The sequence below is a fragment of the Stenotrophomonas sp. 1L-E-5-B-C3 genome, assembly GCF_057292075.1.
Genome location: NZ_JBXAWS010000022.1, coordinates 26978 through 40214, shown reverse-complemented (window position 1 = coordinate 40214; position 13237 = coordinate 26978). Strand labels below are relative to the sequence as shown.

General features: G+C 65.7%; 7 protein-coding genes. All 7 read right to left on the bottom strand.

All coding sequences use genetic code 11. From position 1 onward, the window contains the following. Positions 1 to 66: 66 nt before the first annotated feature. The 7 genes from lpxH to ppk1 all read right to left on the bottom strand — a co-directional run bounded on the left by lpxH (position 67) and on the right by ppk1 (position 13233). A complete protein-coding gene (gene lpxH, locus AC0Z6F_RS20245; protein ID WP_012510181.1) occupies positions 67 to 813 on the bottom strand; it encodes a UDP-2,3-diacylglucosamine diphosphatase in 747 nt (248 codons plus the stop codon). Positions 814 to 973: 160 nt separating this feature from the next. After that, a complete protein-coding gene (locus tag AC0Z6F_RS20240) occupies positions 974 to 1513 on the bottom strand; it encodes a phosphatase PAP2 family protein (protein WP_004145998.1) in 540 nt (179 codons plus the stop codon). Next, positions 1494 to 2639 (bottom strand): glycosyltransferase family 4 protein, encoded by a 1146-nt coding sequence (locus AC0Z6F_RS20235; RefSeq protein WP_012510182.1) that lies wholly within the window; start codon positions 2637 to 2639, stop codon positions 1494 to 1496. Before AC0Z6F_RS20235 ends, AC0Z6F_RS20240 begins: the two co-directional genes overlap by 20 nt. A gap of 144 nt (positions 2640 to 2783) precedes the next feature. After that, positions 2784 to 5708, bottom strand: a complete 2925-nt coding sequence (locus AC0Z6F_RS20230) for a TonB-dependent receptor domain-containing protein (protein WP_012510183.1) — start codon at positions 5706 to 5708, stop codon at positions 2784 to 2786. A gap of 332 nt (positions 5709 to 6040) precedes the next feature. Further along, entirely contained in the window at positions 6041 to 8968 is a 2928-nt protein-coding gene (locus tag AC0Z6F_RS20225; RefSeq protein WP_012510184.1) for a TonB-dependent receptor domain-containing protein, read from the bottom strand. 294 nt (positions 8969 to 9262) lie between these two features. Beyond that, positions 9263 to 10789 carry an exopolyphosphatase gene (gene ppx, locus AC0Z6F_RS20220; protein WP_004146015.1) on the bottom strand — a complete coding sequence of 509 codons (1527 nt, stop codon included), beginning with the start codon at positions 10787 to 10789 and terminating at the stop codon, positions 9263 to 9265. A 356-nt stretch (positions 10790 to 11145) separates the two neighbouring features. Next, complete coding sequence (ppk1, locus tag AC0Z6F_RS20215) at positions 11146 to 13233, bottom strand: polyphosphate kinase 1 (protein ID WP_153675037.1); 2088 nt, start codon at positions 13231 to 13233, stop codon at positions 11146 to 11148. Between the last annotated feature and the right edge of the window lie 4 nt (positions 13234 to 13237).

Sequence of the window (13237 nt, the reverse complement as noted above, 5' to 3'; positions counted from 1 at the left end):
GGCGTCTACCAGGGCGCGTGCACCTGCTCTGGTAGATGCCAACCTTGGTTGGCACCCTGCGATCCATCATTCGCGGCTGAGCGTATCCAGGGTCCAGCCATTGGCGTCCACGCGCAGCACCGAACCCTGTTCGTACCAGTCGCCCAGCACGATACGGGTGCAGGCACGGCCACCGGCCTGCAGTGCATGGATGGCCGGGCGATGGGTGTGGCCGTGGATCATGGTGTCCACGCCGTGGCGCACGAAGGTGGCATCGACTTCGGCCGGGGCCACGTCGGTCACGTTCTCGAACGTCGCACGATCACCCTGCTTCATTTCCGACTGGCGGGCCTGGCTGGTTTCGCGGGCCTTCTGTGCGAACGCGATGCGCGCGGCCAGCGGCTGCGACAGGAACTGCGCCTGGAACGCGGGATCGCGTGTCTGTGCGCGGAACTGCTGGTAGGGAATGTCATCGGTGCACAGCAGGTCGCCGTGCTGCAGCAGCACCGGGCGGCCGTACAGCTCGATCACGCACGGGTCGGGCAGGATGCGCAGGCCGGCGCGGCGTGCGTAGTCCTCGCCGAGCAGGAAATCGCGGTTGCCTCGGATGAAGTATGCAGGCACGCCGCTGTCGGTCAGCACCTTCAACGCATCGGCCACCGCATCGGCGGCGGGCGAGGGGGTGTCGTCGCCGATCCAGGCTTCGAACAGGTCGCCGAGGATGTACAGCGCATCGGCGGTGGGCGCCTGCTCGCGCAGGAAGCGCAGGAACAGGTCGGTGATCTCCGGACGGCTGGGGTCCAGGTGCAGGTCGGAAATGAACAGCGTGGTCATGCCTGCATTCTAGGGCATCCGCCCGCCGGGGATGCCGCTGCGCTCGCCGGGCGCGGCCCGGCGCTACCAAGGGACCGCTGCGCTCGCTGGGCCTGGCCCGGCGTTGCCCGGGAATCGTATGCTGACCGGTAGCGCCGGGCCATGCCCGGCGGAAAGCACCTCACACCGGCAGTGGCAACCAGGCCAGGCTGGCCGCGGCCAGCAACGCGGCGATGCCGGTGGCAGCGAGGACGTCGCTGGGGTAGTGCAGGCCCAGCACCACCCGCGACAGCGCCACACCGACGGTGAACGGCACCAACAGCGGCGCCAGCCACGGGTAGTAGGCCAGTGCGACGATGGTGAAGGACACCGCGTGCAGGGTGTGCCCGGAGGGGAAGCTGAATTCGTCCAGCGGTGCCACCCAGGCGCGGATGCGCAGGTCGGCGGCATACGGGCGCGGGCGCCGGGTCCAGCGCTTCAGGCTCTTGTACAGCAGCAGCGCGGCCAGGCCGGTGGCGGCCATGTGCACCGAGGCGCGCAGGCCGTCGAAGCCGTCCAACACCACCAGCGCGCCCATCAGGACATACCAGAACACGCCATCGCCGAGCCGGCTGATGACCGAGAACAGGCGGCGCACGCGGCGGCGCCGGCAGTAGTGGTTGGCCCGCCGGCACAGCCGTGCTTCGCGGCCGGCCAGCAGCTCAAGCGGCGTGGTGCGCATGGCCGCTCCTCCGTGACTGGGCCAGCTCGGCCAGCAGGGCATCGAACTCGGCCACCACCTGCTGCGGATGCAGGCGTTTCATCGCCTGCGCGGCGTTGCTGCCCAGTGCGTGGCGCCGCGCATCATCAGCGGCCAGTTGCACCGCCGCTTCAATGAACTGCTCGTCGTTGTCCACCGCTGCGCCGTTCTCGCCGTTGCGCAGGTACTCGCGCGCGGCGCCGTAGTCGAAGGCCACGGTTGCCAGGCCGCTGGCCATGCTTTCCAGGGTCACGTTGCCAAAAGTCTCGCTGCGGCTGGGGAACAGGAACAGATCGCCGCTGGCGAAGTGTTGTGCCAGGGCATCGCCGCGCTGGATGCCGCAGAAGATGAAGTCGGGGTTTTCATGCGCCAGTTTTTCGCGGGCCGGGCCGTCACCGACCCACACGAAACGCGCCTTCGGCCGGATCTGCTGCAGCCGGCGGAACGCCTTCACGGCCAGCCCGAGGTTCTTTTCCGCGGCGATCCGCCCGACGTAGATCGCTACCAGGCCATTGCCGTCCACGCCCCATTCCTCGCGCAGCGCAGGGTCACGACGGCTCGGATCGAACTGCTGGCTGTCGACTGCGCGCGCCAGCAGGCGCACGCGTTCGAATCCCTGCTCGCCCAGGAACTGCTGCAGCTCGCGGGTCGGCACCAGGGTCGCATCGGCCTGGTTGTGGAAGCGGCGCATCCAGCGCATTGCCGCTGCCTGCAGCCAGGCCACGCCGTAGTCGGGCAGGTACTCGTCGAAGCGGGTGTGGAAGCCGCTGGCGACCGGGATGCCGAGGCGGCGCGCGGTGCGCAGTGCCGACCAGCCCAGCGGGCCCTCGGTGGCGACGTAGACCGCATCCGGGCGCTGCTGCTGCCAGTGGCGGCCAAGCCGGATCGGTGCTGGCAGGCCGAAGCGCAGGCCGGGGTAGCGCGGTAGTGCAGCGCCCGGGACCAGCAGGGTGCCGGGTGCCGAATCCAGCGCTTCGCTGGCCTGGCGTGGCCGGATCAGGTCGATGTCATGCCCCGATGCGCGCAGTCCCTGTTCCAGGCCCTGCACGGTGAGGGCAACGCCGTTCACTTCCGGCGGATAGGTCTCGGTGACGATGGCATAGCGCATGGCGGGCCTCCGGGTTTCCGGCATGCTCGGGCCTGGCGATGTAGCCGATATGACCGCTTTGCGACCGCCAGATGACGTAGCCCTGGGAGCATGAAACCACGGCCCCGAAGGGCCGTGGCGTAAACGCTCATGCTGTGCAGTGGATCAGAAGCGCTGCTGGTATTTCATGTAGATGAAACGGCCGATGTCAAAGCCGCCGTAGTAGGAGAAATTGGCACTCGGCTGGCTGTACATGACCGGACCCTGGCGGCCGAACACGTTGTTGGCGCCGACCGAAACCGTGGCATCCCACGGCAGGTTGTAGCGTGCCTGCACGTCGTGGAAAGTGACCGATCCGCGACGGTTGTAGTCACGCGTACCACTGAACCACGGTGCGCGCTGGTCCGTGTGCGAGCATTCGTTCGGATAGTCCGCCAGGCCCAGGCAGCGTTCCTTCACTGCGGAGAAATAGCGCAGGCTCCATGTGAGGCCGAAGTCGCCACGCTCCCAGCCCAATGATGCGTTGGAGCGAACACGGAAGCCGATTCCATCGTTGGTGGCGATGCCATTGCTGGGAATCGGCGGTACATCCGCCTCGTTGGTAGTCCGTTCTTCCGCAGCAACCACATAGGTGGTCTTCCAGTCCGCGCTCAGCGTGCCCCAGGACGTTTCGATCTTGTGGCCGACTTCCAGGTCATAGCCTTCGGCCTGGCGGAAGCCGCTGTTGCGGCTGCCATAGTTGAGCTTGTTGACGATGCCCAGTTCCGGATCGCGGGTGAAACTGCCGCAGCGCTCGGCAATGCCCAACTCGTAGCAGTCACGAAGGATGTCGTTGGGGTGGTCGGCGACGATGGTGTTGTCGATGCGGATCTTCCACCAATCCAGCGCGATGTTCAGCCCTTGGGCGAACGAGGGGCTCCAGACCAGGCCCAATGTGCGGCTGGTTGAGGTTTCCGGCTGCAGGTCGGGATTGGAGCCGTTGGTGAAGGGCAGGGGGGTCTGCCCGCTGCTGCCGGTGATCGGTTCATTGCCCTGGCCGAGCTGGCGGTAGCTGTCCGCATTGGCAATGTCGGCGGCGCAGCGTGCACGCACTTCCGGACTGCTGGCCGCAGCGCCGTAGACGGTGTCGCAAGGGTCACGGAAGCCGGTGGTGAAGGTCTCCGAACCACCGCCGTACAGGTTGGAAATGGTCGGTGCGCGGAAGCCCTGGGCCCAGGTGCCGCGGACCAGCAACTGGTCGATCGGCTTCCAGGTGAAGCCGAACTTGCTGTTGAGGGTACCGCCGAAGGTGGTGTAGTCCGAGTAGCGGGTCGCAGCGCTCAGGCTCAGCTCACGTGCACCGGCCAGGTCACGCAGCACCGGCACGCTCAGCTCCAGGTACGCCTCGTCGACACGATAGCCGCCGCCGGTAGGACCTGCGGCCAGGTTGGTGGTGGCGCCGGTCTGTGCCAGTGCATCGGGGATGAAACGTCCATCTTCGCGACGGCTCTCGGCACCGACGGCGAAGCCCAGCTCACCGGCCGGCAACGTGGCGAGGCTGCCGCTGAGGCTGGCGAACAGGTTGCGGGTGGTGGTACGGCCACGGGTGAGTTCTTCCGGGAACAGCCAGTCCTGCAGTTCCGGATTGCCGGTCAGGCCATAGGGATCATCCTGGCCATACGGAACCAGCGGGTTCCAGGGCTTGCAGCCGGCGATTGGCGCCTCCGGCGTACCGCATTCGACCTTGCCGGTTGCCGGGTTGTAGAACGAGGGGCCGGTGGCATCGGCAACGCGCTGCTTGTGCAGGTTGCCGGTAGCGCGCTGGATCAGTTCGCTGCGGTTGTACTGGTAGCCTGCTTCCCAATCGAAGTCACGACCGCCGAACGCGAAGCTGCCTTCGAATGCAGCAACACCCTGCCAGGTGGTCAGTTCGCTGACGCTGACGCGTGGGATCTCCCAGGTGCGGCGGTTCCAGTGCACGTCGCTGGGGCTTTCATGGCCATGGTGGCTGCCGAACGGGTTGAACCAGCTGTCGGCGGACATCGGCGTGATGCCGGCGACAGCGGACTGGAACGGATAGCCCGCGATCTGGCGGGTGGTGGTGCGCCGGTTGTAGGCCAGCTGGGTGTTGAAGCGGACCTGCTCATTGAGATCCATGCGTGCGTCGACGAAGATCGAGTCGCGCTTGATCGGCGTCTGCAGATGCATCTGCTCGTTGCTGTTGCTGACATCACCGGTGAATGGCGTATTGTCGCTGAGGTGGAAACTGTCCGGGCCTCCCGGCTGGCTGCCACGGTCGAGCGAATAGCTGCAGCCGCGGCTGTTGCTGCAGCCTGGGCCCTTGAAACCGGTGATGCGGCCCCACTGGCCGACCGTCGTCCAGCCATCGGCCGGATGACCGTCGGTGTAGGTGTAGGCGCTGAAGCCACGGTCCTTCGCCCACACGCCCTTTTCTTCGACATGCTCGGCGGCGATGCTGATCGAAGCGCGTTCGTTCGACCAGCCGGCCACCACGTCGTACTGGGTGCGGGCGCCGTCGCCCTCGCTGTACTGGCCGTGGTAGACGCTGGCGGTCACGCCCTCGACGTTGCGGCGGGTGATGATGTTGACCACGCCGGCCATCGCATCGGAACCGTAGATGGCCGAGGCGCCATCCTTGAGGACTTCTATGCGCTCCACGGCAGCGGCAGGAATGCTGGAGATGTCCTGGTAGCCAGAGGTGGTCATGCCCAGGCGCTTGCCATTGACCAGCACCAGGGTGCGCTGCGGGCCGAGGCCGCGCATGTCCACGTAGCTGCCACCAGAGGCCTCGCCCGCGCTGAGCGGGCTGGCACGGCTGAGGGCAGGGCTGCCGGTCGCGGTCAGGTTCTGCAGGATGTCGGCAACCGAGTTGAAGCCCTGTCGCTCGATGTCGGCACGGCTGATGGTCAGCACCGGTTGCGCGGTTTCCAGGTCGACCTGGCGGATGCGTGAGCCGGTGATCTCGATGCGGTCCAGCGTGGTGGCTTCCGGGGCCTGCTGGGCGAGTGCAGGAGCGGCCAATGCGGTGGTTGCGGTCATCGCCAGCACGCGGCGGATCGCCAACCCCAGTTCGGGAATACGGATGATCATGGGTCTCTCTCTCTTCGAAGTCTTCGGTGCGCTGCCAAGCCGGACGGCGCCAATACCACCGCAGGCGGTGGACGTTCGAACCTAGTGAAGGTCTGTCGGGAGAGGTATGGGAAACCGATGAAAATGCGCCGGGTGGTTATGTCGCTTCTGCACAAATCGACATGGAATCAGTCGATTGCCGAGGAGTCTGCGATGACCGAGGCAGAGGAACATGCATCTGTCCTCGGGTTTGGAAACGTCAATGGCGATGCAGATAACGTCAGACTGCGCGGGCCGAAAAAAACCACGGCCCCGAAGGGCCGTGGTCGTGGAGCGTCAACAGCGCGGATGGATCAGAAGCGCTGGGTGTACTTCATGTAGATGAAACGACCGATGTCGTAGCCGCCGTAGTACGAGAACACCGAGCGCGGCTTGGTGTACATGACCGGGCCCTGCTTGTCGAACACGTTGTTGGCGCCGACGGAGACGGTGGCGTCCCACGGCAGGTTGTAGCGGAACTGCACGTCATGGAAGGTCACCGCGCCACGCTCGTTGTAGTTGCGTGCGCCCTTGTACCACGGCGCGATCACGCCCGGATCCGAGCACTCGTCGGCGTACTTGGTCGGGTTGACGCACTGTTCCTTGACGCTGGAGTAGTAGCGCGCGGTCCAGCTCACGCCGAAGTTCTCCAGATCCCAGCCCACGGTCAGGTTGGAACGTACGCGGAAGCCGATGCCCGTGTTGGTCACGATGCCGTTGCTGACGGTAGGCACGATCGTGCTGTCGTTCGACGAGCGCGAGATGTCCTTGGCCACGTAAGTGGTCGACCACGAGGTGCTCAGCTTGCCGTAGTCGGTTTCCAGGCGGTACGACAGGTCCATGTCGTAGCCTTCGACCTCGGCGAAGCCGGCATTGCGGCCGCCGAACTTCAGGCCGGTGACGATGCCGTTGGACGGATTGCGGGTGAAGCGCGCGCAACGATCGGCCAGGCCCTGCTCGTAGCAGTCGATCAGGATCTGGTTCGGGCTGTCATCGACGATGGTGTCGTCGATGCGGATCTTCCACCAGTCCAGCGAGACATTGAGGTTGCTGACGAAGGTCGGGCTCCAGACCACGCCCAGGGTGCGGCTGGTCGAGGTTTCCGGCTTCAGGTTCGGGTTCGAACCACCGATGAACGGGGTCGGCGTAGCGGCGACCGAGCCTTCCGTCGGCTTGTTGCTGCTGTCCAGCTGGCGGAAGTTGGCGACATCGGCGATGTCCCTCGCGCAGCGGGCACGCACTTCGGCGCTGCTCTTGGCCGAACCGTACTTGCTGTCACACGGATCCGAGAAGTTGGCGAAGGTTTCCGAACCACCGCCGTACAGGTCGGAGATGGTCGGGGCACGGAAGCCCTGCGCCCAGGTACCGCGCACCAGCAGCTGGTCGATCGGCTTCCATTTGAAGCCGAACTTGCTGTTGAGGGTGTTGCCGAAGGTGTTGTAGTCCGAGAAGCGGGTCGCGGCGTTGAGGCTCAGCTCACGTGCGCCCGGCAGGTCGGCCAGCACCGGAACATTCAACTCCAGGTAGGCTTCCTTCACCTTGTACGAGCCACCGGTCGGGCCAGCGGCCAGGTTGGTGGTGGCACCGGTCTGGGCCAGCGCGTCCGGCACGAACTTGCCGGTTTCTTCGCGGTTTTCCACGCCGAAGGCAAAGCCCAGGTCACCGGCAGGCAGGGTGAACAGGCTGCCGCTGATGGTGGCGAAGGCGTTCTTGGAGGTGGTGCGGCCAGTCGCGTTCTCGGCCGGGAACAGCCAGTCCTGCAGGGCCTGGTTGTTGGTCATGCCATACGGGCTGTCCACGCCGTACGGAACCAGCGGATTCCACGGCAGGCAGCCGGCGATCGGCGCACCCGGCTTGCCGCATTCGACCTTGCCGGTGCTGGCGTTGTAGTACGACGGACCGGTGGCGGCCTGTACGCGGCCCTTGTGCAGGTTGCCGGTGGTGTGCTGGCGCAGCTCGTTCTTGTTGTACTGGTAGCCCACTTCCCAGTCGAAGTAGCGCTCACCGATCTCGAACGAGCCGTCGAACGCGGCCACCGCGCGGTAGGTCTTCAGTTCGCTGGTGCTGGTGCGCGGCAGCTCCCACAGGCGACGGTTCCACTTCACTTCGGTCGGCGTGGCATAGCCATGCTGGTTGCCGAACGGGTTGAAGTAGCTGTCGATCGACATCGGGTTGATCTTGGCGACGTCGACATCGAACGGATAGCCGGCGGTGACGCGGGTCGAGCTGCGCTTGTTGTAGCCCAGTTCGGCCTTGAAGCGCACGTTGTCGGTGATGTTGGCCTGGCCCGAGAAGTACAGCGAATCACGCTTGATCGGATAGCTCAGGTGCATCTGATCATTGGTGTTGCTGACGTCACCGGTGAACGCGGTCGGATCGGTGAAGTGGTAGTTGGCCGGGTTGGTCGGGTCGCTGCCGCGGTTGAGTGCGTAGTTGCAGCCTTCCTTCGCATTGGTGCAGCCCGGGCCACCCTTCACGCCAAAGAACTGGCCCCACTGGCTGTTGGTGGTCCAGCCGTCGGTCGGGTGGCGGTCGGTGTTGCTGTAGCGGCTGAAGCCACGGTCACGCGCCCACACGCCCTTTTCTTCGGAGTGTTCGGCGGCGAAGGTGGCCGAGAAGCGGTCGTTGGACCAGCCGGCAACCACGTCGAAGCGATCACGTGCGCCGTCGCCTTCGCCGTACTGGCCATGGTAGACGTTGGCGGTGATGCCAGTGACGTTGGTGCGGGTGATGATGTTGATCACGCCGGCCATCGCGTCGGAGCCGTAGATGGCCGAGGCGCCGTCCTTCAGGACTTCAATGCGCTCCACTGCCGACACCGGCAGGGTCGACACGTCCTGGAAGCCGGAGGTGCTGATGCCCAAGCGCTTGCCGTTGACCAGCACCAGCGTGCGCTGGGTGCCGAGGTTGCGCATGTTGACGTAGGTACCACCGGCGTCTTCACCAGCCGACAGCACGTTGGCGCGGCTGATGGTCGGGCTGCCCATTGCGGTGACGTTCTGCAGGATGTCCGATACCGAGCTGAAGCCCTGGCGTTCGATGTCCAGGCGGGACAGGGCCAGCACCGGCTGGGCGGTTTCGACGTCGACCTGGCGGATGCGCGAACCGGTGATCTCGATGCGATCCAGGGTGGTCGGTGCAGCGTTGCTGCTCTGGGCGAAGGCGGGCAGGGCAGCCAGCGTTGCGGTGGTCGCCAGGGCGTAACGGATGGCCTGGCCCAGCGCGGTGGTACGTGAAGTCATTAACGATCTCTCTCTCAGGTCGTACACGAGACGCCACTCCGGGCGTCGATGAAGCCGGTCGTTAATCAGACCGACGACCGATAGTAGTCTCGTTGGTTAATGTCCTGTAAAGAGAACGTGTCGAAATTTGTCGTTTCTCATCACGTCATTTCACGAAAAATGAACAAAAGCAGATGCTTAAGTTGTTGACGTGGGCGTGCAGGTCGCTTTCAACTGCTGCGATGCAGCAGGAATTGCGCGAAAAACGCGCAGAACGCGGCGCGTAATGACGCGCCTGTCCTGGGGTGTGGGGGGTCAGGCCACGAACGGACGGAACTGGATGCCCAGGCCGGCGATGCCGTCGGTTTCGCCGATCAGGTCGGCCCGCAGCAGCGGGCGGGCATCGATGAACGCCTGCGGCACGATCAGCGACAGCCGGTTGTCGTCCGCGGTCAGCTCCAGCCCCGGCATCGGGTCGTCCTCGTGGGCGCGGTTGAGCAGCACCGCCAGGCGCAGCAGCGCGGCCAGCCTGCGCGCGGTCTGCAGCAGGCGTTCGGGCAGGGCATCGAAGGCGGTCTTGGTCACGCTGCGGCGGTGGCTGCGCACCAGCGCGGCCAGCATCTGCTGTTCCTGCCGCGAGAAGCCGGCGATATCCGAGTTCTCCAGCACGTAGCTGCCATGCACGTGGTAGCCGCTGTGGGCGATCATCAGCCCCAGCTCGTGCAGGCGCGCGGCCCAGCCGAGCATGCGTGCGTCGTCGGCGTCGAGCTTCCAGCGTTCCTGCACCTGCTCCAGCAGCGACAGCGCGGTGTCCTGCACGCGGTCGGCCTGCACGGTGTCGATGCCATAACGCTGGGTCAGCGCAGTGACCGATTCGTCACGCAGGTCGTTTTCGCCGGCGCGGCCGACGATGTCGTAGAGGATGCCTTCGCGCATCGCCGCCTTGCTGACCAGCAGCTTCTGCAGGCCCAGTGCCTGGAAGGCGGCCTCCAGCACCAGGATGCCGCCGGCGATGATCGGGCGGCGGTCGCTGGACAGGCCCGGCAGTTCGATGTCGTCGATCTTCTTGGCTTTCAGCAGTTCGTCGCGCAGCTGCGGCAGGGCTTCGGCGGTGATCGCGCCCTTGCTCAGCTTCATGGTCGCGCAGATTTCGCTGATCGCCTTGTGCGTTCCCGATGAACCCAGTGCTTCCTGCCAGCCCAGCGCCCGGTACTTGCTGGCGAAGGGCTGGAACTCGCGGCCGATCTCGGCCAGTGCATCTTTCCAGCGTTTCTTGCTCAGCTTGCCACCCGGGAAGAAACGACGGGTGCTGGCGATGCAGCCGGCCTGCAGGCTTTCGCGCTCCAGGGTCTGCATGCCCATGCCGATGATGAATTCGGTGGAGCCGCCGCCGATGTCGATCACCAGCCGGCGCTGGCCGGGCTTGGGTGGCTGCGCGTGGGCCACGCCCAGATAGATCAGGCGCGCCTCTTCGCGGCCGCTGACCACTTCGATCGCATGCCCGAGCGCGGTCTCGGCCGGAACCAGGAACGATTGCGGCGAGCGCAGCTGACGCACGGTATTGGTGGCCAGCGCGCGTACCTGGTGCGGCGGCACATTGCGGATGCGTTGGCCGAAACGGGCCAGGCACTCCAGCGCGCGCTGTCGCGCGGCGGCGGAAAGTCCACCCTTGCCATCCAGGCCATCGGCCATGCGCACCGTTTCGCGCAGGCGGTCGATCACCCGCAGCTGGCCGAGCGTGTAGCGCGCGATGACCATGTGGAAACTATTGGAGCCAAGGTCGATGGCGGCCAGCAGGTCGCCATCCTGCAATGCGGGCGGAGTCGTGGTGGTATGCGGCATGGACGAATGTTAGCCGAAGGGGCGGTGTGCTCGTCACCGCGCGACCTTCACATTTTGGAAGAGGGGAGTGCGGCAGGGCTGCGCCCTGCACCTGCAGAGGCAACGTCAACGTCAAGAGCTGGCTATCCGTGGGATGGCGGGGTAGGTCCGGTTGAGGGGGACGCTGTAAACCCGTCCATGGGGGCTTGGTCGCCGCATCCATGCGGCTCACGCCCCCTCAACCGGACCCACCCCGCCTTCGACAGAATTCCGCGATCTGATGGTGGGTGCCGACCGTTGGTCGGCACTGATCCAATCCCGACCACAATCGGTGCCTACCGCTCTTGGTAGGTGTCGCCCTTGGTCGACACACCGTGTCAGAGACCCTGCATCAGTGCCATCTGCGCAGAATGCGGTGCCTCGTCGTGGGCCGGGGCACGCTTGTGGTAGATGCCGTCGGCGTCCAGGTCCCAGGCGTTGAGATTGTCATCGAGGTAGTTCTGCAGGACCTCGCGGTAAACCCGCTTGGCCAGTCCCGGGTCGAGGATCGGGAAGCAGGTTTCGACCCGGCGCAGCAGGTTGCGTTCCAGCCAGTCGGCGCTGGCGCAGTACAGCTCCGGTGCGCCGTCGTTGCCGAACCAGTACACACGGCTGTGCTCAAGGAAGCGGCCGACGATCGAGCGCACGCGGATGTTGTCCGACACGCCCGGCACGCCGGGACGCAGGGTGCAGGCACCGCGGATGATCAGGTCGATCTGCACGCCGGCCTGCGAGGCGGCGTACAGCGCGCGCACCACCTGCGGTTCGTTCAGGGCGTTCATCTTGGCGATGATCCGCGCCGGGCGGCCAGCGGCGGCGATGCGCGTTTCGCGCTCGATGCGGCCGAGGATGCCGGTGTGCAGGGTGAAGGGCGACTGCAGCAGGCGCTTGAGCTTCATCTTCGAGGCCAGCCCGGACAGCTGCTGGAACAGCAGGTGCACGTCGTTGCCGATGTCCGGATCGGCGGTGATCAGGCTGATGTCGGTGTACGCGCGGGCGGTACCGCTGTGATAGTTGCCGGTACCCAGGTGCACGTAACGGCGCAGCTTGCGGCCCTCGCGGCGCACGATCAGCAGCATCTTGGCGTGGGTCTTGTAGCCGACCACGCCATACACCACCTGCACGCCGGCTTCCTGCAGGCGATCGGCCAGGCCGAGGTTGGCCTCTTCGTCGAAACGGGCGCGCAGCTCGACCACCACGGTCACGTCCTTGCCGTTGCGTGCGGCCTGGATCAGTGCGTCGACGATCAGCGAATCCTTGCCGGTGCGGTACAGGGTCTGCTTGATCGCCAGCACGTTGGGGTCGATCGCGGCCTGCCGGATCAGGTCCAGCACGGCGGTGAAGGCGTCGAACGGGTGATGCAGCAGCAGGTCCTGACGGGCCGTGGTCTCGAAGATGCCGTCGCTGTCGCGCAAGGTGCGCGGGGTCATCGGCGGGTACTTCAGCTCAGGCTGTGCGATCAGGTCGTACAGCTGGATGATGCGGTTGAGGTTGACCGGGCCGTCGATGCGGTACACCGCGTTCTCGGTCAGGCCGAAATTCTGCAGCAGGGTACGCACGATCTCGCGCGGCATGTCGTGGGCGATCTCCAGCCGCACCGCCGGCCGGTAGCCACGGTCGACCAGCTCGTCGCGCAGGGCCAGTGCCAGGTTCTCTACTTCCTCCTCGTCCACCACCAGTTCGGAGTTGCGGGTGACGCGGAACTGGTAGGCGCCCTGGACTTCCAGGCCCGGGAACAGCTCGTCGACGAAGGTGGACAGCACCGAGGACAGGAACACGAAGTTCTGCGGCCCGCCGAGCTTCTCCGGCAGCTGGATGATGCGCGGCAGCGAGCGCGGCGCACGCACGATGGCCAGGTGGCCGGTGCGGCCGAACGCATCGGTACCCTTCAGCACCACCACGATGTTCAGCGACTTGTTGAGGATCTTCGGGAACGGGTGCACCGGATCCAGGCCCAGTGGTGACAGCACCGGCATGATCTCGTTGCGGAAGTAGGCACGCAGCCAGCGTTTCTGGCGGTGCGTCCAGGAGTGGCGGCCGAGCACGCCGATGCCGGCGTCCATCAATGCCGGGCGCAGTGTCTCGTTCCAGCAGCGGTATTGCTGGTCGACCAGTTCCGCGGCGCGGTCGTGGATGGCGTTGAGGATGGCCTGCGGGCTCATTCCATCCGGCGCCGGTGGCAGGCCGAATTCCTGCGCGTGGCGCACGGCAGCGGCACGGATCTCGAAGAACTCGTCGAGGTTGGTGCAGGAGATGCACATGAAGCGCAGGCGCTCCAGCAGCGGCACCTGCGGGTCCATCGCCTGTGCCAGCACGCGGAAGTTGAAATCCAGCTGTGACAGTTCGCGGTTGATGTACAGCGCCGGGTCGCGCAACGGATCGTTGTCCGGGCTCACGGGGAGGGGGAGGGATCCGAGGCTGCTCATGGCG

Excerpts from the sequence above, each read along its gene's own strand:
- AC0Z6F_RS20230 (WP_012510183.1), bottom strand. The coding sequence starts at position 5,708 with ATGATCATCCGTATTCCCGAACTGGGGTTGGCGATCCGCCGCGTGCTG.
- AC0Z6F_RS20240 (WP_004145998.1), bottom strand. The coding sequence starts at position 1,513 with ATGCGCACCACGCCGCTTGAGCTGCTGGCCGGCCGCGAAGCACGGCTG.
- ppk1 (WP_153675037.1), bottom strand. The coding sequence starts at position 13,233 with ATGAGCAGCCTCGGATCCCTCCCCCTCCCCGTGAGCCCGGACAACGAT.
- ppx (WP_004146015.1), bottom strand. The coding sequence starts at position 10,789 with ATGCCGCATACCACCACGACTCCGCCCGCATTGCAGGATGGCGACCTG.
- lpxH (WP_012510181.1), bottom strand. The coding sequence starts at position 813 with ATGACCACGCTGTTCATTTCCGACCTGCACCTGGACCCCAGCCGTCCG.
- AC0Z6F_RS20225 (WP_012510184.1), bottom strand. The coding sequence starts at position 8,968 with ATGACTTCACGTACCACCGCGCTGGGCCAGGCCATCCGTTACGCCCTG.
- AC0Z6F_RS20235 (WP_012510182.1), bottom strand. The coding sequence starts at position 2,639 with ATGCGCTATGCCATCGTCACCGAGACCTATCCGCCGGAAGTGAACGGC.